Consider the following 26423-nt stretch of genomic DNA (forward strand, 5'->3'; position numbering starts at 1 on the left):
GGCGGGGATTTTTGACGGTTCGCTGGCGGGTTCGCCAACTGACGGGGCGAGGACGGACTGCTTGCCGCCCGCCGCTGTCGAATTAGCGTCGGGACGGCCGTGCTGTCGTTTCTCGCTTCCTCGGGGAGGCGCGTGGTTTAAGCCGTGGCTTGCTTGACCGCGTCGGCGATCGTTTCGGCATGGTGAACCGCGTCGTCGACATTCTCCGCCTCGACCATCACGCGTAGAACGGGCTCGGTGCCCGAGGCGCGAATCAACACTCGGCCGCGGCCGTTCAGCGCTTCCTCGGCCTTGCTGATGGCGCGGCGGATCGCGTCGCTGCCCTTCCAATCCGCGCCGGGCTTCATCCGCACGTTAATTAGCTTCTGCGGGAACAGCGTGACGCCGTGGAGCAACTCGGCGAGCGTTTTGTCGCTGCGCTTCATCGCGGCCAGCACCAGCAGGGCCGACACGATGCCGTCGCCAGTCGAATGGCGGTCAAGGGAGAGAATATGGCCGGAACCTTCTGCACCCAGTTGCCAGCCGTGCTCACGCAACTGCTCGAGTACGTAGCGGTCGCCCACCGCCGCGCGGACGAATTTCACGCCGGCTTCCTGTAGCGCGACTTCGACCGCCATGTTGGTCATCAAGGTGCCGACCGCGCCTTCCACTTTGCCGTCGGTCGCCATGCGGTCCTTGACCAGCACGTACAGCAGCTCGTCGCCGTTATACAGGCGGCCTGCCGAGTCCACGACCTGCAGACGGTCGGCGTCGCCGTCGAGTGCGATACCGAGGTCCGCGTGGTTCGCACGCACCGCGCGCACCAGTGCGTCCGGAGCGGTCGCACCGACACCGTCATTGATGTTGAAACCGTTCGGCGCGACGCCGATAGGAATCACATCGGCGCCGAGTTCATGGAACACGTGCGGCGCGACGTCGTACGCAGCGCCGTGCGCGCAGTCGACCACCAGCTTCAAGCCGCGCAGGTCGAACGCTGCCGGAAAGGTGCTCTTGCAAAATTCGATGTAGCGGCCGGCCGCGTCGTCGAGGCGCCGCGCCTTGCCGAGTTGCTCGGAGGCGGCGCATGCGAGCGGCAGATCGAGTTGTTCTTCGATCTGCGATTCCACTTCGTCGGGCAGCTTGTTGCCGTCGGCGGAGAAGAATTTGATGCCGTTGTCGTAGTACGGATTGTGCGACGCGCTGATCACGACGCCCGCAGCGAGCCGCAGTGCGCGCGTCAGATAGGCGATGCCCGGGGTCGGCATCGGCCCGGCCAGCATGACGTCGACGCCAGCCGCGGAAAAGCCCGCTTCGAGCGCGGCTTCGAGCATATAGCCCGACACCCGCGTGTCTTTACCGATCAGCACGGTGGGCCGTGCTCCTGTCCTGGCCCAGCGGTCCGCGCCCGCGAGCACCTTGCCGGCGGCGTAGCCGAGCCGCAAAACAAACTCCGGCGTAATGGGCCCTTCGCCGACCTTGCCCCGAATCCCGTCTGTTCCAAAATAACGACGTGCCATCTTTTATGTTCCTCCTTGGCTTTTGGGGTCAGTCATGCGCGCGGCTGTGGTTCGCCGCGTCGCGCATGGCTGCCCATACTTTCAATGCATCCACTGTTTGCGCCACATCGTGCACGCGCAGAATTGCCGCGCCGCGCTCGGCGGCACACACCGCCGCGGCGATGCTGCCCGCGACGCGCTCTGGCGCCGGGCGTCCGACGACCGCGCCGACCATCGACTTGCGCGACATGCCGGCGAGAATGGGGTATGGCGGCTCGGCCCGCGGCGCCGTGTCCGGCAGATGTGCGAGCAGTGCGTAATTGTGTTCGACCACCGCCTTGCCGAAGCCAAAGCCCGGATCCACGCTGATGCGCGCACGGGCAATGCCCGCCTGCGTCAGGGTCGCCACTCGTTCTTCGAGAAACTGCCGAACCTCGCTCACCACGTCTTTATAGTCGGGCTCATGAAGTTGCATGGTCTGCGGCTCGCCAAACATATGCATTACGCAGAGACCGCATTCGCTGTCGCGCACGGCATCAATCGCACCGGGCATCCGGAAGCCCCAGATGTCGTTGATCAGGTCGGCGCCCGCGGCCAGCGCGCGGCGCATCACTTCTGGCTTGTACGTGTCGATCGACAGCGGCACATTCGCGCCGCGCAGTTGTTCGACCAGCGGGATCACCCGCTCCAGTTCTTCGCCGAGCGGTACGGGCGGCGCACCCGGGCGGGTCGACTCGCCGCCGATGTCGATGATGTCCGCGCCGTCGAGCAGCATGCGCTCGGCCTGGCGCAGCGCATCGCCGCGCATCGCGTACTTGCCGCCATCGGAAAAAGAATCGGGTGTGACATTCAGGATGCCCATGACCAACGGGCGCTCAAAGGTCAGCTTGAAGCGGCCGCATTGCAGCGGCTCGGGGATGGGAAGAGAAGGAAATTCGACTTTCGACACGTAGCGGTCAATCACATAAAGCGGACAAATGCAAAACGGGCCGGTGTGAAACACACCGGCCCGCACTTTCTACTGGTCGCCTATCAGGCCGGCGCGGTCGCGCTACCCGGCTTGACCTCGGTGCCCGGGCTGCCACCCGACGAGGCGTCGCCAACCGACGGCGGCGAACTCTTCGGCGAGCGCGGCGGACGGCCTGCCATGATGTCGTTGATCTGATCGGCGTCGATCGTTTCCCACTCCATCAGCGCGGCGGTCATCGCTTCAACCTTGTCGCGGTTCTCGTCCAGCAGGCGCTTCGCGAGGTTGTACTGCTCGTCCAGCACGCGGCGGATTTCCGCATCGACCTTTTGCTGCGTCGCTTCCGAAATGGTGCGCGTGAAGCCACGACCAAACGGCGTTGCGTCGTTTTCGTCGTCGACGTAGACCATCGGTCCGAGCGCGTCGGTCATACCGAAGCGAGCCACCATGGCGCGGGCCGTAGCCGTTGCCTTGTTGAAGTCGTCCGATGCGCCGGTGCTGATCAGGTTCAGGAACAACTCTTCCGCGACACGGCCACCGAACAGGATCGCGAGGCGATCCAGCAGGTAGTCCTTTGAATACGTTTCGTTGTCATGTTCCGGCAGCTGCCACGTCACACCCAGCGCACGGCCGCGCGGAATGATCGTGACCTTGTGCACCGGATCAGCCTTCGGCAACAGCTTGGCAATGACCGCGTGACCCGACTCGTGATACGCGGTCGCGCGCTTCGATTCTTCGCGAATCACGGCCGACTTGCGCTCCGGACCCATGAAGATCTTGTCCTTCGCGTCTTCGAAATCCGCCATCTCGACGATGCGCTTGCCGCGGCGCGCCGCGAACAGCGCGGCTTCGTTCACGAGGTTTGCCAGATCGGCGCCCGAGAAGCCCGGCGTGCCGCGTGCGATAACCGCTGCGTCGACGTCGTTCGAAATCGGCACCTTGCGCAGGTGAACCTTCATGATGTGCTCGCGGCCGCGGATGTCCGGCAGACCGACGTACACCTGACGGTCGAAACGGCCCGGACGCAGCAGAGCCTTGTCCAGCACGTCCGAACGGTTCGTGGCAGCGATCACGATCACGCCCGAGTTCGCTTCAAAGCCGTCCATCTCGACCAGCATCTGATTCAAGGTCTGTTCGCGTTCGTCGTTACCGCCGCCCATGCCGGCGCCGCGATGACGGCCGACCGCGTCGATTTCGTCGATGAACACGATACACGGTGCATGCTTTTTAGCCTGCTCGAACATGTCGCGCACACGAGCCGCACCGACACCTACGAACATTTCCACGAAGTCCGAACCCGAGATGCTGAAGAACGGCACCTTCGCTTCACCGGCGATAGCGCGCGCCAGCAGCGTCTTACCGGTTCCCGGCGGGCCGACCAGCAGCACGCCGCGCGGAATGCGCCCACCCAGTTTCTGGAACTTCTGCGGATCGCGCAAGAAGTCGACCAGTTCGGAGACTTCTTCCTTGGCTTCGTCGCAACCGGCGACGTCGGTGAAATTGATTGCGTTGTTGTTTTCGTCGATCAGACGTGCACGGGATTTACCGAACGAGAACGCACCGCCTTTCCCGCCTCCCTGCATCTGTCGCATCATGTAGAACCAGAAGCCGATGATCAGGATCGTCGGTCCGAGGTAGTACAGCGCGGACACCAGCGCATTCGGTTCGTCATCAGCCTTGCCGCTCACCTGAACACCATACTTCATCAGATCGCCGACCATCCAGATGTCGCCGGGCGACACGATCTGGTACTTCTGACCGTCTGCTGGAGTGACCGTGAGGTTCCGCCCCTGGACAATGACGTTCTTGACTTTGCCGTTCTTCGCGTCGTCCATGAACTGCGAATAGGAAACACCTTCCTGGACACGGGGCTTGTCGAACTGCTTGAACACCGTAAACAGCACCAGTGCGATAACCAGCCACACTGCTGCTTTCGAAAACATATTGTTGTTCAAAGCACCACTCCTTCACTTAGACGGGCGCCTACATTTGCCTTGCGGCACCACGAAAGCATTCTAATCCAGTCCGCAGACCCCTGCCATAACGTTTCACTACCACAGAAATAGCGTAGTGGGCCATCAGAGCGCCAATCTCCGGCGCCATGGCACATTATCGGCAGATGCGGAACCTTCCTGCAGCGCGCCTATGCGGGCCGCTTGAGATGCCTACCCAAAATAAACGTTTCTGACGACTTGTCCCGCGAAGCTTTCGGCTTGCGGGCCGCCACCACCTTGAACTGGCGCTTGAACTTTTCGACAATCTGGCTATAACCGCTGCCATGAAAACATTTGACTAAAAGGGCACCATCCGGTTTCAGGTGGTTTTGCGCGAATTCCATCGCGATATCGCACAGATGCTCGATTCGCGCGGCATCCGCCACCGCCACTCCCGACAGGTTGGGCGCCATATCCGAAATTACAAGATCAACCTGGCGTTCCCCGACCAATTCTTCCAATTGGTGGAGAACCGAGTCTTCGCGGAAGTCGCCCTGAATGAAATGGACGTCCGCGATCGGCTCCATGGGCAGCATGTCCAGCGCGATGATCGTGCCGTCGATGCCGCCCTCGCGCTCAGCGTCGCGCTGCGAGCCCTTGGCCAGCTTGTTACGGGCGTACTGGCTCCAGCTGCCCGGCACCGAGCCGAGGTCGACAATGACCTGGCCTGGCCGGATCAGCTTGTCCTGCTCGTCGATTTCCTTCAGCTTGTAGGCAGCGCGCGCGCGGTAACCCTCCCGCTGCGCCATTTTTACGTACGGGTCGTTGATGTGATCGTGCAGCCACGCGGTGTTGAACTTGTTTTTTGCCATTAAAGGTAGAACTCTTGCTGCGTGATGTCGCGCTTTAGGGGATAATACGCGGTTAATTCGCGCGGCCACCGCCAATACTGGCAGTCATCCGCGATTCTGTTGTTCTGACGCGCCGCCCTGCGCCATGGCCCGAATCTATCCGGACTGCAGGTGCCGCCATTTTAGTCGAGTCTCCCACTTTCCATGCCAGCCCTTAAAGTCTCTTCCGACCAACGCGCCGAGTTGCGCTCCCAGGCACATGCGCTCAAACCGGTCGTGCTCGTCGGCGCCGAAGGCTTGACCGACGCGGTGCTGTCGGAGATCAAGGTCCACCTTGGCGCGCATCAACTGATCAAAATCCGCGTATTCGGCGACGAACGCGAAGAACGCATCGCCGTCTACGAACAAATCTGCGACAAGCTGAACGCTGCGCCGATCCAGCATATCGGCAAGCTGCTGGTGATCTGGAAGCCGGAAGCAGCAGCACAACCGGCCGTGAAGGCCAAGCGCGGCGCCCTGCCGAGCGCCCGCGAAGCGGCTGTCGAAGCCAAACCGGGTAAGGGCCGCGCACCGCGCGTGGTCACGGTGGTAAAGCCCAGCGAAATCCCGATGCGCAAGCCGAAGGCAAAAGCGGTCGTGGTGCGCGGCAATGAACGCGTCACGCAAGGCGGCAACATCAAGCGCGCCAAGAAGCGCCAAACCAGCGCGAAGCGCGCGCATCAGTCGTCGAAGTAAGCGAATGATGTGGGGTGCGGGCGGTGTCCGCACCACTCAACTGGTTACTTTCCCCGCAGCGCTTCGAGCGCCCTGCTCCGCTGTCACGACGCCGACGCTCGCCGGCAGCTTCCACACCAGCGCCACGCCCAGCAGGCTTTCGATCAGGTAAAACAGACTCGACACGCCGTGCAGGATGCCGAAGCGCGTCGCATAAACTGAATGTCCGACATCACTGCCCGCTTCCAGCGCGGCAATGCGCATTGCATTCATGAACGGCTGCAACGCAAAGTACCCCACCAGCACGCACACCAGCATACCGGCGATCAACCAGCGCAAACGACGATAGGCGTCGCTGCCGCGGCGAACCAGCACGTTCGCCAGACCCAGCAGCAAAATGCCGCAGACTGCGCCCAGCACGCCCTCGATGCGAAACAGTTGCGCCGCCACAGCGCCCGCCGTCATGCGGTCGAGCGACGTGAACAGCACCGGCGCGACGGCATAGCCGATAGTCAACAAACTACCGACCCACACCACCGTGAGCAGGCGGAACAGTCGATGCGGCATCAAGGACACCGGGGCCGCCCTCAAACGTAGCTAACTGCGATGATTTCGTACTCGCGCACGCCGCCCGGCGCCTGCACCGATGCAACGTCGCCTTCCGACTTGCCGATCAACGCGCGCGCGATCGGCGAGCTGATCGAGATCAGACCGTGGTCGATGTCTGCTTCGTCGTCGCCGACGATCTGGTATTTGACCTTCGCTCCCGAATCGAGGTCTTCGAGTTCGAGCGTCGCGCCGAACACGACGCGGCCGTCCGCGTCCACCTTGGACGGGTCGATCACTTGCGCACCGGCCAGCTTCGATTCGATTTCAGCAATACGGCCTTCGATAAAGCCCTGCTTTTCCTTCGCAGCGTCGTATTCCGCGTTTTCCGACAGATCGCCCTGGGCACGCGCTTCCGCGATCGAATTGATCACCGAGGGACGCTCAACCGATTTCAGGCGCTGCAGTTCATCGCGCAACATTTCCGCGCCGCGCTTCGTCAATGGAACAGTGCTCATAAACAACTCTATGCAAAAAAACAGCCGTAAAAAAAATCACCGCGGTTAAGTGCATTTCGCGAGGGCCGAAGCACCGAGGAAAAACCGGGCCACAGCACCTGCGAAACGCCGCTTAACCGCGGCACTTACATCTTGGACAGGTATTCGAAGCCTTAGTTTAGGCGAGCGTGAAGACCTTGTAAATCATAGACTTCCAGGTTCTTCAAATAGCGCAAACCTTCAACCGCGGCCCGCGCGCCGGACATCGTCGTGTAGTACGTGACCTTGTTCGCCTGGGCGCTCATGCGGATCGAACGCGAGTCGGCAATCGCAGCACGGGTTTCGTCGACGGTCGTGAAGACCAGCGCGATTTCACCGTTCTTGATCATGTCGACGATGTGCGGTCGACCGTCCTTCACCTTGTTGACGACCTTGACCGGCACGCCGGCCGCTTCGATCGCGGCAGCCGTGCCCTTGGTCGCGACGATCGGATAGCCGAGTTCGTGCAGCATGCGCGCCACTTCGACGGCCTTCGGCTTGTCGGCGTCCATCACGGTCAGCAGCACCGTGCCCGACTCCGGCAGACGCGAACCCGCCGCGAGCTGCGACTTGAACAGCGCTTCGCCGAACGTCTGACCCACACCCATCACCTCACCGGTCGAACGCATTTCCGGTCCGAGCACCGGATCGACTGCCGGGAACTTGACGAACGGGAACACGGCTTCCTTCACGCTGAAGTACGGCGGATCGATTTCCTTCGTCACGCCCTGATCGGCGAGCTTCTGGCCGACCATCGCGCGCGCTGCGATCTTCGCGAGCGGCAGGCTGGTCGCCTTCGACACGTACGGCACCGTGCGCGATGCGCGCGGGTTCACTTCCAGCACGTAGATGACGTCTTCTTTCGAGCCATCAGCCTGCGGCACCTGCTGGATCGCGAACTGCACATTCATCAGGCCGACCACGTTCAGTGCCTTGGCCATTGCGCCGGTCTGGCGCTTCAGCTCGGCAATGGTTTCCTTCGACAACGAGTACGGCGGCAGCGAGCAAGCCGAGTCGCCCGAGTGAACGCCCGCCTGTTCGATGTGCTCCATCACGCCGCCGATGAACACGGCTTCGCCATCGGAGATGCAATCCACGTCGCATTCGATCGCGTCGTTCAGGAAGCGGTCGAGCAGCACCGGTGAATCGTTCGACACCTTCACGGCCTCGCGCATGTAGCGCTCGAGGTCGCGCGGCTCGTGGACGATTTCCATTGCGCGGCCGCCCAGCACGTACGACGGACGCACCACCAGCGGATAGCCGATTTCCTCGGCAAGCTTCAGCGCTTCGTCTTCAGCACGCGCGGTACGGTTCGGCGGCTGGCGCAGGCCGAGGTCCTGCAGCAGCTTCTGGAAACGCTCGCGGTCTTCCGCGGCGTCGATCATGTCCGGCGACGTGCCGACGATCGGCACACCGTTCGCTTCGAGATCGAGCGCGAGCTTCAGCGGCGTCTGACCGCCGTATTGCACGATCACGCCAACCGGCTTTTCCTTGTCGACGATTTCGAGCACGTCTTCGAGCGTCAGCGATTCGAAGTACAGACGATCGGACGTGTCGTAGTCGGTCGAAACGGTTTCAGGGTTGCAGTTGACCATGATCGTTTCATAGCCGTCTTCGCGCATGGCGAGCGCGGCATGCACGCAGCAGTAGTCGAACTCGATACCCTGGCCGATCCGGTTCGGGCCGCCGCCCAGCACCATGATCTTCTTGTTGTTCGTGGGGTTCGCTTCGCACTCTTCCTCGTAGGTCGAGTACATGTAGGCGGTTTTCGTGGCGAACTCGGCCGCGCACGTGTCGACGCGCTTGTAGACCGGGCGCACGTTCAACTCGATACGACGCTGGCGCACGTCTGCCGGCTTCGCGCCGAGCAGCTTGGCCAAACGGCGGTCCGAGAAGCCGCTTTGCTTCACATACTTGAGCTCTTCCTTCGACAGGCTTGCCAGCGTACGGCCGGCCAACGCCTTTTCCTTCAGGATGATCTGTTCGATCTGCGCGAGGAACCACGGGTCGATCGAGGTCTCTTCAAAGATCTCTTCGGCCGTCATGCCGACACGGAACGCGTCGCCGACGTACCAGATGCGATCCGGACCGGCTTCGCCGATCTCACGGATGATCTCGTCGCGGTTGTTGGTCTTTTCGTCCAGACCGTCCACACCCACTTCCAGACCGCGCAGCGCCTTCTGGAACGATTCCTGGAAGGTGCGGCCAATGGCCATCACTTCGCCGACCGACTTCATCTGCGTGGTCAGGCGCGCATCGGCTTCGCGGAATTTCTCGAATGCGAAACGCGGGATCTTGGTGACGACGTAGTCGATCGTCGGTTCGAACGAAGCCGGGGTCTGGCCGCCGGTGATTTCGTTCTTCAATTCGTCCAGCGTGTAGCCGACTGCCAGTTTTGCCGCGACCTTCGCGATCGGGAAGCCGGTAGCCTTCGAAGCCAGTGCCGACGAACGCGATACACGCGGGTTCATTTCGATCACGATCATCCGGCCATCTTTCGGATTGATCGAGAACTGCACGTTCGAACCGCCCGTGTCCACGCCGATCTCACGCAGCACGGCGAGCGATGCGTTACGCAGGATCTGGTATTCCTTGTCCGTGAGCGTTTGCGCCGGCGCGACGGTAATCGAGTCGCCGGTGTGGATGCCCATCGGGTCCAGGTTTTCGATCGAGCAAACGATGATGCAGTTGTCCTTTTTATCGCGGACCACTTCCATCTCGTACTCTTTCCAGCCGAGCAGCGATTCTTCGATCAGCAGTTCGCGCGTGGGCGACAGGTCGAGACCGCGCTTGCAGATCTCTTCGAATTCGTCGCGGTTGTATGCGATACCGCCGCCCGAACCACCCAGCGTGAACGACGGACGGATCACGACCGGATAGCCACCGCTACCCGTTTGCGTAGCGATGTCAGCCTGCACCTGCAGCGCTTCTTCCATCGAATGCGCGGTGCCCGACTTGGCCGAACCGAGGCCGATCTTGGTCATCGCGTCTTTGAACTTCTGGCGGTCTTCCGCCTTGTCGATCGCTTCCGGCGACGCGCCGATCAGCTCGACCTTGTACTTGTCCAGCACGCCGTGTGCGTGGAGATCCAGCGCGCAGTTCAGCGCGGTCTGGCCACCCATCGTCGGCAGGATCGCATCCGGGCGCTCCTTGGCGATGATGCGCTCCACCACTTCCCACGTGATCGGCTCGATGTAGGTCACGTCGGCCGTGTTAGGGTCGGTCATGATCGTCGCCGGATTGCTGTTGACGAGAATGACCTTGTAGCCTTCCTCACGCAGCGCCTTGCATGCCTGCGCGCCCGAGTAATCGAACTCGCACGCCTGGCCGATGATGATCGGACCCGCGCCGATGATGAGGATGCTCTTGATGTCTGTCCGCTTGGGCATAACGCTCTCGCTAATGTATTCCTGAATTCTTTCCGTCGGCGCGCGTCGTTTCACCGTTGCGCGCGCTCTGTTTTGTGCGGCTCGCCTTGCTTCGCGCCAAATGCGCCTATCGCGTTGCGAGCCGCGCGCCGCCGGGGCGCTTCACAAGCTGCTTTACAAGCTATTTATGCCGCTGCGGTCTTGCCGGCCTTCTTCGTGTCCATCAACGCGGTGAAGCGATCGAACAGATAAGCGATGTCGTGCGGACCGGGCGATGCTTCCGGGTGGCCCTGGAAGCAGAACGCCGGCTTGTCGGTCAGCGCGAAGCCTTGCAGCGTGCCGTCGAACAGCGAGATGTGCGTGACCTTGGCATTGGCCGGCAGCGTGTCCGCATCGACCGCGAAACCGTGGTTCTGCGACGTGATGACCACGCGGCCGTCGTCCAGATCCTTCACCGGATGATTCGCGCCATGGTGACCCGTCTTCATCTTCATGGTCTTGGCGCCGACGGCGAGGCCCATGATCTGGTGGCCGAGGCAGATGCCGAAGGTCGGGATGCCGCGCTCGATCAGCTCCTTGGTGGCGCGAATCGCGTAATCGCACGGCTCCGGATCGCCGGGGCCATTCGACAGGAAGATGCCGTCCGGGTTGAGCGCCAGCGCGTCAGCCGCGGAGGCTTCTGCCGGCAACACCGTGACGTGGCAGCCGCGCTCGGCCAGCATGCGCAGGATGTTGTACTTCACGCCGTAATCGAACGCGACCACGCGGTACTTCGGCGCGTTCTGCGTACCGTAGCCGGAACCCAGACGCCATTCGGTCTGGGTCCATTCGTAGGTTTCCTTCGTCGACACGACCTTCGCGAGGTCCATGCCCGACAAACCCGGGAACGAGCGCGCGAGTTCGATTGCCTTCGCTTCGTCATCCGAACCAGCCAGAATGGCGCCGTTTTGCGCGCCCTTGTCGCGCAAAACACGCGTCAGCATACGGGTGTCGAGACCGGCGATGGCGACCACGCCTTCGTCTTTCAGGTATTGCGGGAGCGTGCGCTCCATGCGGAAGTTCGACGCGAGAACCGGCAGATCGCGGATGATCAGGCCGGCGGCATGGACTTTCGTGGCTTCGACGTCTTCGGCATTCACGCCGACGTTACCGATATGCGGATACGTGAGGGTCACGATCTGGCGCGCGTAGCTCGGGTCGGTCAGGATTTCCTGATAGCCGGTGATAGCGGTGTTGAACACGACTTCGCCGATCGTATGCCCGGGGGCGCCGATCGAGTAACCACGAAAGACCGTGCCGTCGGCGAGCGCGAGCAGAGCGGGAGAAAATGACGGCAACACGGGAGACTCCTTGGGGAACACCCTGTTGCCGACCTGTCTATCCGACTGCGAGCCGCAGCGAAACGCACCGACAGGATGCGCGCGCAGACTCACTCGCGTACTGCTGGTGACGTCGCAAGGGGCGCGATGGGTCCATTGTGTGGACGGATCGGCTGGGGTGCGGGGCGTCAAAAGCGCGCGGCGGATGAACGGTATGGGAGAGGTAGGCGCTAGGGTGCGGGTTGATAAGCTCAAACCTTGGAATTATAGCTTGAAACCACCCTTCTCTCCAAATCCGAGATAGGGAGTCAGCGTAGCAAAGCACGTTCCCAAACGGATCGAGGCCCTGCTGCGCATGGCCCGGAAGCCATTGGACAAAATTTGCGCGGGCCAGAATCAGGATAGGAGCGGTAAATATGACGCCACCCCGCGAATCGTGCGCGGCAGCCTTAAACCTGCTGTTCGGCGCGCACGTGCACCGGCTGAAGCCGCGCGCGGCCGGGCAATATGTACCAGATCGCGCTCAACACTTGCAGCGCCACCAGAATGCCCCAGGCGGTGAGATGCGCGGCCGCCGGATAATGTCCGCCACTGGCCGGCCAGCGCGACAGCACGGCGCCGACGCCGATCTGGAAGCCGAAAATCAGCAGAAAGATGATCAGCGTCAGCGTGGTATTCACCCGGCCGATCATCTGCGCCGGGAAATGCCGCGCCATGACCGCATAACTGAGAATCCCGGTACCGCCGAAGATCCCGTAGGCCGCCCACAGCAGGCTCGCAGGCAGCGGCACGTTGAACATGATCAGCAGTTGGGTGACGACGAACAGCGCCATGCCGATGCCGCAAAACACGTACAGCGAGACACCGCGCCGCTCGAGGCTGCGCGCCGCTGCGCCGAAGCCCACGCAGCCAGCCATCATCGCGAAGCCGAGAATCGACACCAGCGCGGCGGCTTCACGCGGCGCGAAGCCCTGCACGTCGCGCAACCAGGCGCCGACCCACAGTGATTGCATCGCGTAGAACACACCTTGCGTCAGGACCGAAAATGAAGCGATTTTCCAGAATGCCGCGCTCCTCAGGATGTGCAAAGTGCCTTTGAACTGGCCGCCGAGACTCGCCTGGTGATGGGTTTCTTTGGTGTCCGGCGCGAGAGTCCACTGCGCCACCGCCACCAGCACCGTCATCAGACCCAGACCGATACAGACCGAACGCCAACTTGCGAAGCTCAGTACCCACGTGAGCGGCGAGCCGACCATCACGCCGCCGAAACCGCCGATCGCCATGACCAGCCCGTTCATCAGCGGTAGCCGCGCCGACGCGAAATGCTGCGCCAGCGCCTTGAAGGCAGCGCCGAGGCACACGGACACACCGACGCCAATCAGCAAGCGCCCAACCATCATCATGCCGACGCTGTGCGCGGCGCCGAACACCCAGATTCCCAGCGCGGCAAATAGCAAGGTGACCGCCGTCACCCGACGCGCGCCGAAGTGGTCGAGCAACACGCCGGCCGGAATCTGCGCGCCCGCGAAGCCGAGGAAATACAGACTGGTCAGCAAGCCGAGATCAGTGGCCGACAAGCCGAGGTCGTGCGTGATGAAGGGTGCAAAGCCGAGATTGACGCCGCGAAACGCATAAGAAACGAAGTAACCGGCGGAAAACAGGAGAAAAACGCGCAACTGGGTCGACGACATGAGCTTTGAAAGAGCGGCCGACTTTGGCCTAAGCAAGAAAGATAAATGAAATGCGCGAACTTCGCCTGAATTGATCTGCAGAATGAAAAACGCCGTCACCACAGGTGACGGCGTCGGAATAACACGGTGCGTGATCGGAGCGCAATCCACGCGCTGCCCCCGCAACGCATGTGGTCACTACCGTGGGAGCCGCTTTTGGTCTACTTACCCTTCTTCGCGTTGGCCGCGGTCGTTTGGCGGCTATCTGCCGCGGCCTTCGACGCCTTGCTGGACGTGGAAGCCGACACCTTCGTCACCTTGCCCTTGCTGGCGCCGGACGTTGTCGGCTTGCTGGCGCTACCCACTTTACCCACCGGCTCAGACACCTTCACCACGGCGGAGTGGCCACGACCCTTCTTCTTATCGTAGCGCGAATCGCTCTTTATGTCTGCGACGCGGGTGCCGATCTTCTCGACGCCGCCGCCCTGCACGTCGGTCGCGATGCGCTCCGGACCCGGTTCGCTCGGCATTGCCTTACCAACCGGCACGTGCAGCACGATCACCTGGCCACGCGAAACCTGATCGCGATGCGTGCGATTCCACGCCTTCAACTGACCGATTGAGACGCCGTACCGCACCGCAATGGCGGCCATCGATTGATTGCGGCGCACGCGAATCAGCATCTTGCGCGTGTCGGGGACATCCGGCTCTATGGCCAGCACCGCGCTTTCGGCGACGTCGGCACTGATGTCTTCGTCGTCGTCCGAAGCACGCGGCACCACGATCGTCGAGCCCGGCTTCAGGCGCATGCCGACGGGAATCTTGTTCACTTCCATCAGCGTGTCGGCGTCGACACCGATCTTTTGCGCGATCGCCGCCGGTGCGGCACGTTCGGTGACCGTGTACGTGGTCCACGACGACAGCGAACCGGAGTACGTCTTCAGATTGCGCTCGAACGCGCTCGCGTTGTCGAACGGCAGCAGAATCTGCGGCTGGGTGGCGCCGAGAATTACGGGCTTTCTGAACGACGGGTTCAGCGAGCGGAATTCATCCGGGGAGAGATTCGCGAGTTTCGCCGCCGTGTCCACGTCGATGTCGTGCGAGGTCGTAACCGTCACGAAATACGGGTGGTTCGGAATCGACGGCAGCGTGAGCCCGTACATCTGCGGGTTCATTACGATGTTCTTCACCGCCTGCAGCTTGGGCACATAGTTGCGCGTCTCGTTCGGCATGCGCAGGCTGAGGTAGTCGGTAGGCAGCCCCGCCGCCTCGTTGCGAGCGATCGCACGCTGCACGTTGCCCTCGCCCCAGTTGTAGGCGGCGAGCGCCAGCTGCCAGTCGCCGAACATGTCATGCAGACGCGACAGATAGTCGAGCGCGGCGCTGGTCGAGGCCAGCACGTCGCGGCGCTCGTCCTGCCACATGTTCTGCTTGAGGTTGTAGGTGCGGCCCGTGCCCGGCATGAACTGCCACATGCCGGCCGCCTTCGCCACCGACAATGCCTGCGGGCTGTACGCGGATTCGATGAACGGCAGCAAGGCGAGCTCGGTCGGCATATGGCGCGCTTCAAGTTCTTCGACGATGTGGTACAGATATTTCTGCGAGCGCTCGGTCATGCGCTGCACGTAGTCCGGGCGCTGCGCATACCAGTTGACCTGCATGTCGACGAGGTCGGTTTGCAGATCCGGCATTTGAAAACCACGGCGAATACGACCCCAAAGATCGGCGTCCGCGCTCGTCAGCTGAGTGACCGAACCCTGGTCGACATTGATCGTCTCTTTGGCGGTGGCTGTCTTGCGAAGGGCGTCGGCTACGGCTTGCTGACTGGCGGGGTTTGTTGCGGTGGTGGGGCTATTCGTCGCCGGTCCCTGACTCGCACAAGCGGCGAGTGTCAGGACCAACAACGCACTAAAGATAAATCGCATGAACGTCTCGGCTTCCACAAGGGCTGGAATTTGCAGCCGATAGTACGAAACGGCAACGTTTACGTCAATCGGAAAATGACGAAAAAATTCAAGTAAATCTAGGGCTTGGCGAATTTTTGCGATTCTTCGCGTGAGGAATACCCTGATGCCGGTCGGGTCAACGAAAGCGGTTTTTCCATTCGCGCATCAGCGTAAATGCCGTTAAACGATCGGGCACTTTTTCGTGCAACTGCTCTTGCAAGCTTACTTGAATCGCCGGGTTACCGGCGCGCAAAAATGGGTTCACGGCGCGTTCGTGGGCAATGGTGGTGGGCAGCGTCGGCACATGCCGCGCGCGCAATTCGCTCGCCTTGTCACGCCAGGCTTGCAGTTCAGCATTGCCCGGCTCGCAAGCGAGCGCGAAGCGGATGTTCGACAACGTGTATTCGTGCGCGCAGTGCACCTCGGTCGGACCTGGAAGTGCGGCAAGCGAATCCAGCGACGCCAGCATCTGCGTGGGCGTACCTTCGAACAACCGGCCGCAGCCGCACGCGAACAGCGTGTCGCCACAAAACACGTGCGGCGTGCCGCGCGGGTCGGCCGCCTGAAAATAAGCAATATGACCGCTCGTGTGACCGGGTACGTCGAGTACATTGAATTCGAGTGCGGGCGCCGCAATTGTCACGTGATCGCCGTTTTCGAGACGATGCGTGAGGTGCTGGATCGCTTCACCGGCGGGACCGTACACGGGCACGGCCTGGCCGTTCAGCAGATCGGCCACCCCACCGACATGGTCTTGGTGATGGTGCGTGAGTAAAATAGCGCTCAACCGCCAACCTCGTTTCGCCAGATAGGCGCGCACGGGGGCGGCCTCACCCGGATCGACGACCACCGCATGATGCCCGTCGGAAACGACCCAGATGTAATTGTCTTCAAACGCCGGGACCGGTACGTACTCGAGCGCATTCATAGGTGACGCATTCTCTGATATGACTGATCGAGCAATTATAGACTGGCCCGCCTGGACCGATTCGCCGCCCGGGCGCTACGTGCTCGAGTGGGAACAGACCCAGCTCGATCGCGTGGTGTCCGACGTGTTCGGTTACCATGCGCTGCAACTCGGCCTGCCGCAGCTCGACGCCTTGCGCGAAAACCGCATGCCGTGCCGCGGACTCGTGCTCGACGCAGCGAGCGGCGCGAGCGCGCCCTACACTTTTCCGCGCGGTCCGGGGCGTGCCGGAAATGGCTTGGGGAATGGTGTGGGTAACAGCGCCGTGCAAGGTCTGCCCGCGGGTTTGTCGGCGCCGTCCGGGCGTAGCGCTGTGTGGTGCGACCTGCTCGATTTGCCGTTCGAAGCACAAAGCGTCGACCTGATCGTGATGCCGCATACGCTGGAATTCACGAGCGACCCGCACCGGCTCTTGCGTGAAGCCGAGCGAGTGCTGATGCCCGAAGGCCAACTGATCATTCTCGGCTTCAATTCGCTGTCGCTGTGGGGCGCGCGCCAATCGGTCGGCAAGATGACCGGCCGGCCGTTCGTGCCCGCGGCAGTCGACCTGATCGCCTTCACGCGTTTGAAAGACTGGATCAAACTACTGGGTTTCGACCTTGAACGCGGGCGCTTCGGCTGCTATCGTCCGCCGCTCGGCAGCGATCAATGGCTGTCCCGCTATGGTTTCATGGAAGCCGCCGGCGACCGCTGGTGGCCGATTTTCGGCGCCACCTACATGATCAAGGCGATCAAGCGCGTGCGCGGCATGCGCCTCGTCGGCCCGCTGAAAGTGAAGAAACCTGTCCTCGCCGCGGGCCTCGCGCCCGCCGCCACACCGAACACACGCAACCACACTCAATGACTTCCGACATCATCGATATTTACACCGACGGCGCCTGCAAGGGCAACCCAGGCCCGGGCGGCTGGGGCGCGCTGCTGCGCTTCGGCGACCAGGAAAAAGAACTGTTCGGCGGTGAACCGAACACCACCAACAACCGCATGGAATTGATGGGCGTGATCGCCGCGCTCGAGGCACTCAAGCGCCCCTGCAAGGCTGTCGTGCACACCGACTCGCAGTACGTGCAGAAAGGCATCAGCGAATGGATTCACGGCTGGAAGAAAAAAGGCTGGATCACCGCCGCGAAGCAGCCGGTGAAGAACGCCGATCTCTGGAAGCGGCTCGATGCGCTCGTCGCCCAGCACGAAATTGAATGGCGCTGGGTGCGTGGTCACAACGGCCACCCGGAAAACGAACGCGCGGATCAACTGGCCAATCGCGGCGTCGCATCACTCGCAGAAATGTGATGCATGCTGTGAAGCGGGTTTTGAAGCGGGCTTTGAAGCCCGCAGCGACGCCGACGCGCGCGCCCTTCTTTTTTGCTGATTTTTTTCGAGCAGGCTAATCCGACATGCGTCAACTCATCCTCGATACCGAAACCACCGGCCTGAATGCACGAACCGGCGACCGGATACTTGAACTCGGTTGCGTCGAAATGGTGAACCGCCGGCTCACGGGCAACAACCTGCATTTCTACATCAACCCGGAACGCGACAGCGATCCGGGCGCACTGGCCGTTCACGGGCTGACCACCGAGTTCCTGAGCGACAAACCGAAGTTCGCCGAGCTTGCCGATCAGATTCGCGACTTCATTCAGGACGCAGACCTGATCATTCACAACGCGCCGTTCGACATCGGCTTCCTCGATGCCGAATTTGCGCTGCTGGGTTTGCCGCCGGTGAAAGCCTACTGCGGCGAGATCATCGATACATTGGCACGCGCCAAGCAGATGTTCCCGGGCAAGCGCAATTCACTCGACGCGCTGTGCGACCGCTTCGGCATCAGCAACGCGCACCGCACCCTGCACGGCGCACTGCTCGATTCGGAACTGCTCGCCGAGGTGTATCTGGCGATGACACGTGGCCAGGAAAGCCTTGTCATCGACATGCTCGGCGATTCGCACGGTGGCGGAGACGCGCACGCGCCGCGCATCGCGATCGACTCGCTGAATCTGGTCGTGATTGCCGCGAGCGACGACGAAGTCGCCGAACATCAGGCCGTGCTCGACGGTCTCGACAAAGCGGTCAAAGGCACGAGCGTGTGGCGCCTCGATCCCACGCCGGCCGCGGATGAGCAAACTGCTTAAAAAACACTAGACGAGTGGAAAAATCCCTGACATAATTCGGCTCTCTTCGGGTGGTTAGCTCAGCGGTAGAGCACTGCCTTCACACGGCAGGGGTCACAGGTTCAATCCCTGTACCACCCACCAGATTCGCGGGTTTCCGAAGAACCGCAAGAGAAAGCCCTCGAACGTAAGTCGAGGGCTTTTTTGTTTTTGCTTCCGTTTTGCATGCACACGGCGGGTTGATCACATGTGCGCGCGTTGATGCGCACATGCACCTACCCTGCTTCGAAGTCAACACCGAACCTTCGTACGATTGCGGTCGCCAAATACTGCTGATATAGTCAGTTTTCGGGCAATCGCCCCGTCTACTTTCTTCACCTCATTCGACTACGGGGAGGCGTCACATGTTCGCAGTGCATATCGCCGTCCCTGGGATGGTCTCACGACCGTTCTCGCGACCTTAAATTCGTCGCGTCGTCGCTCACGCGGTTCCGCCTGAACAGGCGTCCGCGCAAATCCCAGACAGTCCGTAGTCTCATTGCCGGCATCGCAGTCGACACATCCCGGCTCGCTTGACTGTCTGTTCCTTTCGCTTCTGACTGGAACCTCGGTGCGCTCGCGCGCCACCGGGTCGTGGCAAATGACCAGAAAAAAACTCGACTTTCGTGGACAAGCCTTCAAGAACGTCCTCGGCTTCACCTTCCTTCACTGGGCCAAACAGCCCTGGCGCATCTTCGTCATTACGGCGCTGGTGCTGCTCTCGGCATTGGCTGACGTACTCACGCCGATGTTCGCGGGACGGCTCGTCGACGCGATCGCATCCGGCTCCGCTGGCGACGCCGTCGCGTGGCACGCTGCGATCACGGCTTTCTGCGTGCTGGGCGCGCTCGGGCTCGGCGCCACGCTGCTTCGCCAGGGCGTGTTCTTCAACATCATCAGGCTGACGCTCAAGATGATGAGCGAGATCGCCGCGAACGCGTTTCATCGCGTGCAACGCTTTTCGACGGACTGGCACGCCAACAGCTTCGCCGGCTCCACGGTGCGCAAGATCACGCGCGGCATGTGGGCGCTCGATCTGCTCAACGACACGCTGCTGATCGCGCTGTTCCCGTCGATAGTCATGCTGGTCGGCGCAACGGTGCTGCTCGGCTGGCGCTGGCCGGTGATGGGCGCGGTCGTCGGTATCGGCTCGGTGCTGTATATCGCGGTGACCGTGGCCATGTCACTCGGCTTCGTTGCACCCGCCGCACGCCTCGCTAATGCGTGGGACACGCGCATGGGCGGCGCCCTCGCCGACGCAGTCAGTTGCAACGGCGTGGTGAAAGCGTTCGGCGCCGAAGAGCGCGAAGAAGTCCTGCTCGAACGCGTGATCGGCAAGTGGCGTCATCGCACGCGCCGCACGTGGATGCGCGGCACGATCAACGGCGGCGTGCAGGGCGGCATGCTGGTGGCAATCCAGGCCGCCATTCTTGGCGCCGCGTTGCTGTTGTGGGTGCGCGGCGAAGCGAGCGTCGGTGACATCACGTTCGCGCTGACGATGTTCTTCATGCTGCAAGGTTATCTGCGCGAAGTGGGCATGCACATCCGCAACCTGCAGCGCTCGGTCAACGACATGGAAGAACTGGTGTCGCTGGAGAGCCAGCCGCTGGGCATCGAAGATCGGCCCGGCGCGGGCCCGATCGCGATCGGCAAAGGCGAAATTCGCTTCGAGCACGTCACCTTCCACTACGGTGTGAACGCCAAGCCGCTCTATGACAATTTCTCCGTGCGCATCGCGCCGGGAGAACGCGTCGGGCTGGTCGGCCATTCGGGTTCCGGCAAGACGACCTTCATCAAGCTGATCCAGCGGCTGTATGACATTTCGGAAGGCCGGATCACGATCGACGGTCAGGACATCGCCCGTGTGCGGCAGGCGTCGTTGCGCAGCCAGATCGCGATCGTTCAGCAGGAGCCGGTGCTGTTCCACCGCTCGCTGGCGGAGAACATCGCCTATGCACGGCCCGGCGCGAGCCGCGCCGAGATCGAACGCGCCGCGAGGCTCGCCAGTGCGCACGACTTTATCGCGGCGCTGCCTCAAGGTTACGACACGCTGGTAGGCGAACGCGGCATCAAGCTCTCGGGTGGCGAACGTCAGCGCGTGGCGATCGCGCGGGCGTTTCTCGCGGACGCGCCGATCCTGATTCTGGACGAAGCGACCTCGAGCCTCGACAGCGAGAGCGAAGTGCTGATCCAGCACGCCATGGAGCGGCTGATGATGGGCCGCACGACACTGGTGGTGGCGCACCGTCTTTCCACCGTGCGAGCGCTGGACAGGCTGCTGGTGCTGGACAAGGGCAAGGTCATCGAGGAAGGCAGTCACGAGGCGTTGATCAGACTCGAGAACGGCCTGTACAGGCGCTTGTTCGAACGTCAGGCGCTAGAGTTGATCAAGGGCTTGGGCGATTCGGAAGTCATGCCCAATCCCGATGGCGCGAAGGCGAATCGGCTCGATGATTCAAGCTTGCTGGTCGGGAAGTAAATTGCGGAGAAGCGTGCGGGACGTCATGCAGAACTCGCCAGTAAGAGGCGTCTTCTGCTGGCGTGACACACGCCCCGCACGCCCCTCTCGACGCGCGACTAAACCACGCCCGCAGGCAGCCCGATCCCGCGCGCCATGCCGGTAGCCGCGAACACCATCAACACTAGCAGCACGGTCTGGATCACGCTGAAACGCGCATACGTACGCGCTTTTCGCAAATCAGGCGGGGCGCCGTTTCTGATACTGGCACGCCAGCGCATCAGGCCGAGCATCGACGGGACTTCGAGGAAGAGTATCAGCACGAGCAGCGTCATCTTGACGTGAAAGAGCGGCTCATGCAGGTAATAGTCGGCGCCCTTTTCGAAACCACCGAAGGCGCGCATCAGACCGGTGACGATCAGCACCAACGCTGAAATGCCCCACCGCGAGTCGGAGCGGAATACGGATCGCAACGCAGCGGGCACGCTGGCTCGCCGCAGTGACCAGGTGCGCCGGAGAATCGACGCGAGGGCAAAGCCATAAGCGAGCAGATGAATGGCGGCAAGCAACCAGCGAACCAGCATAGCGACTCCTGGAAACGACGCAATACGATCGATGTATGTCTCACCCACCCACTGAAACGCCGGGAGGCGCTCGGGTGACACTTCTTATTATCGACTACCACTCACTTTACGATGTCTGCTTCGGCCGCGTGGCGTGGTCGACTGCACAAAGCGACAGACTCAGACTTGCCGTAACGACGTGTCGAGCGCACGCGCGGCGACCCGATCGCCCTCGGTAGTCAGCGCGGTACGGAACACGGTTTGCCGATTGTGGCCCGCCGCAGCCGGCGAATCCCACAGCAATTCGATTTTCGGACGTCGGCCGAAGACACCGCGAGTCAACGCAGGCGCGCCGACCGGGGCAATCGGCGCCGCAGGCCCACCCGGCTCGCCGGCAACACCGAACGCCACTACCGGCGCAGGCGTCGGCGATGCGTTCACGCCTGGGGTCGCCGCCCATCGCACGGACAATTCGCGAGCGTCGTACTGACCCACCTTGCGACGCTCGGCCCAGACGACCACCGTGCGTGTGGCCGGATCGAGCGAGACCGCATAGCGGCCGATCGCAAAGCGCCGTGCGGCGATATTGGTTCGCCACAGCGCGCGCGGCCGGCAAATCCACACTACCGCCGCGTACAACGCCGGTGCAGCCAACAACCAGCCGTTAGTGGCCGCCACCGCCTGAGCGGCGTGCCGCCAACCGGCGCTCGCTGCAAACGCGCCGACCGACCAGACTGCAAACAGGAACCCAAGGAAAGCAAACAGACGCAGCGCCTGCCGCAGCCATTGCGGCAGCGGATGCAAGGGACGCTCGGCCACGGCGCGCGCGCCAGGCAGGAAGATCAGCAGGAACAGGAACACCAGGTTGATGCACGCCCACGGCGAGGACACCATGGCCGACAGCGACGCGCCCAGGTCCATCTGCGCCATCGAAAAAAGCCAGCGAGCGAGGAGCACGAGACCGATGGCGCGCAGCGCGAAAATCGTTCCGGCGCCGGGCGCCGCGTTCGCACGCGTCTCTTTCGTTCTCGCCAAAGCATCCTCCTGTCGTAGGCGGCGCCGCATCCAGATTTGCGGCACGGCCATTATAGGGATATTACCGAGACAGGCTCATGCTTGCCGGTCCCAAAACCGCACTTTCTACCGCACACGTGCAAAAACGCGGCGCATATGCAACAACGCCTCGCGGGCGGGATGCACGCGAGGCGTTGCTGGGGTGCAGCCGGACCCTCTGATCGCCGGGGGCGCCTAGCCTGGGCGCCGGAAGCGCTTCGGCGAGCCGGCCTGACTGCTTTTACTTACCGTGCATTAGCTGGCGTTGACTTCGCGCAGCACCGTGCGATGCTTTTGACGCAGCAGCTCTTCGTAGGTGGCGACGTAGTTCTGCGCCATCACCTTCGACGAGAAGCGCGATTCGAAGGCTGCACGCACCTTGGCGCGCGGCAGCGTGTGCAGGCGCTTCACGGCGGCAACCGCGCTGATTTCGTCTTCGACGACAAAACCCGACACGCCGTTTTCGATCACTTCCGGCACCGAACCGCGATTGAACGCGATCACCGGCGTGCCGCAAGCCATGGCTTCGATCATCACCAGACCGAAGGGCTCCGGCCAGTCGATCGGGAACAGCAGCGCGTGCGCGTTGCCGAGGAATTCGGTCTTTTCCGATTCGCTGATTTCGCCGATGTATTCGACGTGCGGCAGCGACATCAGCGGCTTGATGACTTCGTCGTAGTACGCGCGGTCAGCCTTGTCCAGCTTGGCAGCAACCTTGATCTTCATGCCGGCTTGCTGGGCGATGCGAATCGCGGTGTCCAGACGCTTTTCCGGCGAGATGCGGCCGAGGAATGCCAGGTAGCCAGGCTCGACGTCCTTGATCGGCTTGAGCAGGTTTTCCGGCAGGCCGTGATAAACGGTTTGCAGCCAGTTCGCCTGTTGCAGCGGGATGCGCTGGTTGTCCGAAATCGACACCACCGGCACGTCGCTGAACGTGTTGAAGATCGGCTGCAGTTCCGGCAGATCGAGACGGCCGTGCAGCGTGGTCAGGAACGGCACCGGCTGGCGGGCGAACAGCGAGAACGGGTAGTAGTCGATGTGGAAATGCAGCACGTCGAATTCGTCCGCGCGGCGGCGCACTTCTTCGAGCAACAGCATGTGCGGCGCCATCACGTCGCGGATGGTCGGGTCGAGGCGCAGCGCCTGCGGCCAGAACGCTTCGAGTTTCGCCGAGGTTTGCGAATCGCCGCTTGCGAAAAGCGTGACGTCATGGCCCTGTTCAACCAGCGCTTCGGTCAGGTAGGACACCACGCGTTCCGTACCACCGTAAAGCTTGGGAGGAACCGCCTCGTGCAAGGGAGCGATTTGAGCGATTCGCATAATGAAGAACTCCTCGTAAAAAATCAGGCAAAAGTACTGCGTTTGGTAAAAGCGACTCGCTTGCTCGCCAGGGCAGTCTGGCCGGATATGCCGGCGCGGGCCTGATTCTTTCGAGAAATCCTGCGATGGATCGCTTGGGTAGTGAGCCCAGATCAGCAGTTCGCTGTCTGCGCATGTGCCGGTAAACGCACACATGGCACCTACGTTGACAAACTGTTAGATATTTCGGTTGGCCAACAGAGCATGCATTATCGGTGCCGGGCACTTCGCTGCACCACAACATTTCAAAGTCTTTACGTTGTTACAAAGGCGAAACACTTTACAAACCCTTGTTTTATAAGACAGTTCTACAGTAGCAACTGACTTGCAACGCTGACCTGAAGGCGGCAGCTGTAAGTTCCTGTGTCAACTTTGCCGGCAGGCATTGAAGAAATGCCGCACCGCGGTTGAATGCAATTTGTAATTATATCCCGAAATATTCCGCAGCCTGCGTGAACCACCGCTCCATCGGTGGGTCGAGCAACAGTAGGTCGCGGTCGTCTATCGCGAAATCAGTCGCGCCATCGCCCGGATACACAGGGCGCAATCGCTTTTGCATGTTTACAATGCGAAGCATCGGCTTCGCGGCGAGCGCTTTTGCCGTGGCCCATGCCTTGCGTGCACAACCTGAAACACACCGACCTCACGATCAATTGGAACACTTAACCATCGCCCAGCGTAATGCCGAGAACGCAAAGCTTGCGAGCTATGCGCATAGGCCGCTTGCGTTTCTTTTCCGCTTTATTCGCCGCCATCCGCTCGCGCATGCGATCGTCCTGTGCAGCGTGTTTGCGGCCGTGGGCTGTGCGCTCGCTTCGCAATACGCGATCAAGCATCTGATCGACGTGCTCGGCGAAGGCCGGCATCACCCCGGTCCGCTGTGGGGCGCGTTCGCCATCCTGGTCGGCCTGATCGCCGCCGACAACCTGCTGTGGCGGGTCGGCGGCTGGGCTGCCGCGCATACGTTCGTGGCCGTGACCGGCGACCTGCGGCGCGACCTGTTCCAGTACTTGAGCGGCCACTCGCCGACTTACTACTCGGAGAAACAGCCTGGCATGCTGGCGAGCCGCATCACAGCAACCTCGAACGCGGTCTACACCGCCGAAAACACCACCGCCTGGAACGTACTGCCGCCGTGTATCGCGGTGTTCGGCGCAATCGTCATGATCACCGCCGTGAATCCGCTGATGGCGGGCGGCCTGATGCTGTGCTCGGCCATTCTGTCGGTCGTGCTGTACAAACTTGCCGGGCGTGGCTCGGCGCGGCATCACCATTTCGCCACAAAAGCAGCGTCGGTGGACGGTGAACTGGTCGACGTGATCAGCAACATGGGCCTCGTGCGCGCCTTCGGCATGACGTTTCGCGAACAGCAGCGTTTCGGCGCGACCGTCAAAGCGGAAATGGACGCGCGCCAGCAGAGCCTGCTTTATCTGGAAAAGCTGCGCCTGCTGCATGCCGTGATCACCGCGCTGCTGTCGGCGGGCTTGCTGGGCTGGGCGCTGTGGCTGTGGGATCAAGGCCGTGCGACCTCCGGCGACATCGTGCTGGTTAGTTCGCTCGGCTTCACGATCCTGCACGGCACGCGTGATCTGGCCGTGGCGCTGGTCGACGTCACGCAGCACGTCGCGCGGCTCGCGGAAGCCGTTCGCACCCTGCTCGAGCCGCACGGCATGCCGGACCGCGACGGCGCCACCGAACTCGTGCCGCAAGGCGGCCGGGTCGATTTCGAAGGCGTGACGTTTGCCTACCCGCGCCGCCGGCCGATTCTCGATCACTTCGACCTGCATATCGAGCCGGGTCAGCGGGTCGGCCTGATCGGCAAGTCGGGCGCGGGCAAATCCACCGTGCTGGCACTATTGCAGCGTTTCTACGAGACGCAGGGTGGCGCAATCAAGATCGACGGCCAGAACATCGACGCGATCACCCAGGATAGCCTGCGCCATGCAATCGCGCTGGTGCCGCAAGATATCTCGCTGTTCCATCGTACGGTGTACGAGAACATCGCTTACGGCCGCCCTGAAGCAAGCCGGGATGAAGTGCTCGCCGCCGCGCGCGAAGCCCGCTGCAGCGACTTCATTGAAGCCATGCCGGAGGGGTACGACACCATCGTCGGCGACCGCGGCGTGAAGCTGTCCGGTGGTCAGCGCCAGCGTATCGCGATTGCGCGGGCGATCCTGAAGAACGCGCCGATCCTGCTGCTCGACGAAGCCACCTCGGCGCTCGATAGCGCATCGGAAGAAGCGATCCAGAAGGCGCTCGACCGGTTGATGGTGGGCCGCACGGTGATCGCGATCGCGCACCGGTTGTCGACGCTGAACAACTTCGACCGGATCATCGTGATGAGCGCCGGCAAGGTCATCGACGACGGCGGTCCGGAAGAGTTGCGCCAGCGGCCGGGCCTGTATCGCGATCTGCTCTCGAAGCAGTACGGCAAGGGCCACACGCTGCATATCGGCGGCAAGAAAGTGGACGAGCAGCACGTAGTCTAAGCAACGCCCCGCCCTCTGCTACCTCGGAAACAAACTCAGCAACAAACCAACAAACAGAAAAGCC

General features: G+C 62.0%; 20 protein-coding genes and 1 tRNA gene. 7 read left to right on the forward strand and 14 right to left on the reverse strand.

Annotated elements, in window-relative coordinates:
- Positions 1-137: 137 nt before the first annotated feature.
- The 4 genes from glmM to GNZ13_RS34740 all read right to left on the reverse strand — a co-directional run bounded on the left by glmM (position 138) and on the right by GNZ13_RS34740 (position 5248).
- Positions 138-1496, reverse strand: coding sequence for a phosphoglucosamine mutase (gene glmM, locus GNZ13_RS34725; RefSeq protein WP_172172973.1), 1359 nt, complete (start codon positions 1494-1496; stop codon positions 138-140).
- A 28-nt stretch (positions 1497-1524) separates the two neighbouring features.
- Complete coding sequence (gene folP / locus GNZ13_RS34730) at positions 1525-2424, reverse strand: dihydropteroate synthase (protein ID WP_172172975.1); 900 nt, start codon at positions 2422-2424, stop codon at positions 1525-1527.
- 83 nt (positions 2425-2507) lie between these two features.
- Positions 2508-4397, reverse strand: a complete 1890-nt coding sequence (gene ftsH, locus GNZ13_RS34735; protein WP_074282683.1) for an ATP-dependent zinc metalloprotease FtsH — start codon at positions 4395-4397, stop codon at positions 2508-2510.
- A 188-nt stretch (positions 4398-4585) separates the two neighbouring features.
- Complete coding sequence (locus GNZ13_RS34740; RefSeq protein WP_172172977.1) at positions 4586-5248, reverse strand: RlmE family RNA methyltransferase; 663 nt, start codon at positions 5246-5248, stop codon at positions 4586-4588.
- Between the two features lie 183 nt (positions 5249-5431).
- On the opposite strand from GNZ13_RS34740, the gene GNZ13_RS34745 reads away from it, so the two are divergent.
- A complete protein-coding gene (locus GNZ13_RS34745; protein WP_172172979.1) occupies positions 5432-5962 on the forward strand; it encodes a YhbY family RNA-binding protein in 531 nt (176 codons plus the stop codon).
- A gap of 36 nt (positions 5963-5998) precedes the next feature.
- Here GNZ13_RS34745 and GNZ13_RS34750 read toward each other — a convergent pair whose 3' ends face one another.
- The 7 genes from GNZ13_RS34750 to gloB form a co-directional block, all read right to left on the reverse strand.
- Entirely contained in the window at positions 5999-6508 is a 510-nt protein-coding gene (locus tag GNZ13_RS34750; RefSeq protein WP_172172981.1) for a DUF4149 domain-containing protein, read from the reverse strand.
- A 20-nt stretch (positions 6509-6528) separates the two neighbouring features.
- Positions 6529-7005, reverse strand: coding sequence for a transcription elongation factor GreA (gene greA, locus GNZ13_RS34755; RefSeq protein ID WP_074282679.1), 477 nt, complete (start codon positions 7003-7005; stop codon positions 6529-6531).
- A 152-nt stretch (positions 7006-7157) separates the two neighbouring features.
- Positions 7158-10412 (reverse strand): carbamoyl-phosphate synthase large subunit, encoded by a 3255-nt coding sequence (gene carB, locus GNZ13_RS34760; protein ID WP_172172983.1) that lies wholly within the window; start codon positions 10410-10412, stop codon positions 7158-7160.
- 164 nt (positions 10413-10576) lie between these two features.
- Positions 10577-11731 carry a glutamine-hydrolyzing carbamoyl-phosphate synthase small subunit gene (carA, locus tag GNZ13_RS34765; RefSeq protein ID WP_172172985.1) on the reverse strand — a complete coding sequence of 385 codons (1155 nt, stop codon included), beginning with the start codon at positions 11729-11731 and terminating at the stop codon, positions 10577-10579.
- A gap of 428 nt (positions 11732-12159) precedes the next feature.
- Positions 12160-13401 (reverse strand): MFS transporter, encoded by a 1242-nt coding sequence (locus GNZ13_RS34770; protein WP_172172987.1) that lies wholly within the window; start codon positions 13399-13401, stop codon positions 12160-12162.
- A 200-nt stretch (positions 13402-13601) separates the two neighbouring features.
- A complete protein-coding gene (locus tag GNZ13_RS34775; protein ID WP_172172989.1) occupies positions 13602-15305 on the reverse strand; it encodes a transglycosylase SLT domain-containing protein in 1704 nt (567 codons plus the stop codon).
- A 157-nt stretch (positions 15306-15462) separates the two neighbouring features.
- Positions 15463-16254, reverse strand: coding sequence for a hydroxyacylglutathione hydrolase (gloB, locus tag GNZ13_RS34780; RefSeq protein ID WP_172172991.1), 792 nt, complete (start codon positions 16252-16254; stop codon positions 15463-15465).
- Between the two features lie 19 nt (positions 16255-16273).
- On the opposite strand from gloB, the gene GNZ13_RS34785 reads away from it, so the two are divergent.
- The 5 genes from GNZ13_RS34785 (at position 16274) to GNZ13_RS34805 (ending at position 20916) form a co-directional block, all read left to right on the forward strand.
- A complete protein-coding gene (locus GNZ13_RS34785; RefSeq protein ID WP_172172993.1) occupies positions 16274-17137 on the forward strand; it encodes a class I SAM-dependent methyltransferase in 864 nt (287 codons plus the stop codon).
- Positions 17134-17580 (forward strand): ribonuclease HI, encoded by a 447-nt coding sequence (gene rnhA / locus GNZ13_RS34790; RefSeq protein ID WP_172172995.1) that lies wholly within the window; start codon positions 17134-17136, stop codon positions 17578-17580. The genes GNZ13_RS34785 and rnhA overlap by 4 nt, the downstream gene beginning before the upstream one ends.
- Before the next feature lie 104 nt (positions 17581-17684).
- Positions 17685-18419 carry a DNA polymerase III subunit epsilon gene (gene dnaQ / locus GNZ13_RS34795; protein ID WP_172172997.1) on the forward strand — a complete coding sequence of 245 codons (735 nt, stop codon included), beginning with the start codon at positions 17685-17687 and terminating at the stop codon, positions 18417-18419.
- A 48-nt stretch (positions 18420-18467) separates the two neighbouring features.
- Positions 18468-18542: transfer RNA gene (locus GNZ13_RS34800), tRNA-Val, on the forward strand.
- A gap of 496 nt (positions 18543-19038) precedes the next feature.
- Positions 19039-20916: an ABC transporter ATP-binding protein gene (locus tag GNZ13_RS34805; RefSeq protein ID WP_172172999.1), complete on the forward strand. Its 1878-nt coding sequence runs from the start codon at positions 19039-19041 to the stop codon at positions 20914-20916.
- A 98-nt stretch (positions 20917-21014) separates the two neighbouring features.
- On the opposite strand, the gene GNZ13_RS34810 is transcribed toward GNZ13_RS34805, so the two are convergent.
- From GNZ13_RS34810 to GNZ13_RS34820, 3 genes are all read right to left on the reverse strand, one after another.
- A complete protein-coding gene (locus GNZ13_RS34810) occupies positions 21015-21479 on the reverse strand; it encodes a DUF2214 family protein (protein ID WP_172173001.1) in 465 nt (154 codons plus the stop codon).
- Between the two features lie 159 nt (positions 21480-21638).
- Complete coding sequence (locus GNZ13_RS34815; protein WP_172173003.1) at positions 21639-22493, reverse strand: hypothetical protein; 855 nt, start codon at positions 22491-22493, stop codon at positions 21639-21641.
- Between the two features lie 273 nt (positions 22494-22766).
- Entirely contained in the window at positions 22767-23831 is a 1065-nt protein-coding gene (locus tag GNZ13_RS34820) for a glycosyltransferase family 4 protein (RefSeq protein ID WP_172173005.1), read from the reverse strand.
- A 605-nt stretch (positions 23832-24436) separates the two neighbouring features.
- Here GNZ13_RS34820 and GNZ13_RS34825 point away from each other — a divergent pair.
- Complete coding sequence (locus GNZ13_RS34825) at positions 24437-26359, forward strand: ABC transporter ATP-binding protein (protein WP_407945682.1); 1923 nt, start codon at positions 24437-24439, stop codon at positions 26357-26359.
- Positions 26360-26423: the final 64 nt, after the last annotated feature.

Origin of the sequence: Paraburkholderia elongata (assembly GCF_013177735.1) — a bacterium.
Classification (GTDB): domain Bacteria; phylum Pseudomonadota; class Gammaproteobacteria; order Burkholderiales; family Burkholderiaceae; genus Paraburkholderia; species Paraburkholderia elongata.

Bases quoted from the DNA above. Each gene is read 5' to 3' on its own strand.
- glmM (WP_172172973.1), bottom strand. From the start codon at position 1,496: ATGGCACGTCGTTATTTTGGAACAGACGGGATTCGGGGCAAGGTCGGC.
- GNZ13_RS34740 (WP_172172977.1), bottom strand. From the start codon at position 5,248: ATGGCAAAAAACAAGTTCAACACCGCGTGGCTGCACGATCACATCAAC.
- GNZ13_RS34745 (WP_172172979.1), top strand. From the start codon at position 5,432: ATGCCAGCCCTTAAAGTCTCTTCCGACCAACGCGCCGAGTTGCGCTCC.
- GNZ13_RS34750 (WP_172172981.1), bottom strand. From the start codon at position 6,508: ATGCCGCATCGACTGTTCCGCCTGCTCACGGTGGTGTGGGTCGGTAGT.
- greA (WP_074282679.1), bottom strand. From the start codon at position 7,005: ATGAGCACTGTTCCATTGACGAAGCGCGGCGCGGAAATGTTGCGCGAT.
- carB (WP_172172983.1), bottom strand. From the start codon at position 10,412: ATGCCCAAGCGGACAGACATCAAGAGCATCCTCATCATCGGCGCGGGT.
- GNZ13_RS34770 (WP_172172987.1), bottom strand. From the start codon at position 13,401: ATGTCGTCGACCCAGTTGCGCGTTTTTCTCCTGTTTTCCGCCGGTTAC.
- GNZ13_RS34775 (WP_172172989.1), bottom strand. From the start codon at position 15,305: ATGCGATTTATCTTTAGTGCGTTGTTGGTCCTGACACTCGCCGCTTGT.
- gloB (WP_172172991.1), bottom strand. From the start codon at position 16,254: ATGAATGCGCTCGAGTACGTACCGGTCCCGGCGTTTGAAGACAATTAC.
- GNZ13_RS34785 (WP_172172993.1), top strand. From the start codon at position 16,274: ATGACTGATCGAGCAATTATAGACTGGCCCGCCTGGACCGATTCGCCG.
- rnhA (WP_172172995.1), top strand. From the start codon at position 17,134: ATGACTTCCGACATCATCGATATTTACACCGACGGCGCCTGCAAGGGC.
- dnaQ (WP_172172997.1), top strand. From the start codon at position 17,685: ATGCGTCAACTCATCCTCGATACCGAAACCACCGGCCTGAATGCACGA.
- GNZ13_RS34805 (WP_172172999.1), top strand. From the start codon at position 19,039: ATGACCAGAAAAAAACTCGACTTTCGTGGACAAGCCTTCAAGAACGTC.
- GNZ13_RS34810 (WP_172173001.1), bottom strand. From the start codon at position 21,479: ATGCTGGTTCGCTGGTTGCTTGCCGCCATTCATCTGCTCGCTTATGGC.
- GNZ13_RS34820 (WP_172173005.1), bottom strand. From the start codon at position 23,831: ATGCGAATCGCTCAAATCGCTCCCTTGCACGAGGCGGTTCCTCCCAAG.
- GNZ13_RS34825 (WP_407945682.1), top strand. From the start codon at position 24,437: ATGCGAAGCATCGGCTTCGCGGCGAGCGCTTTTGCCGTGGCCCATGCC.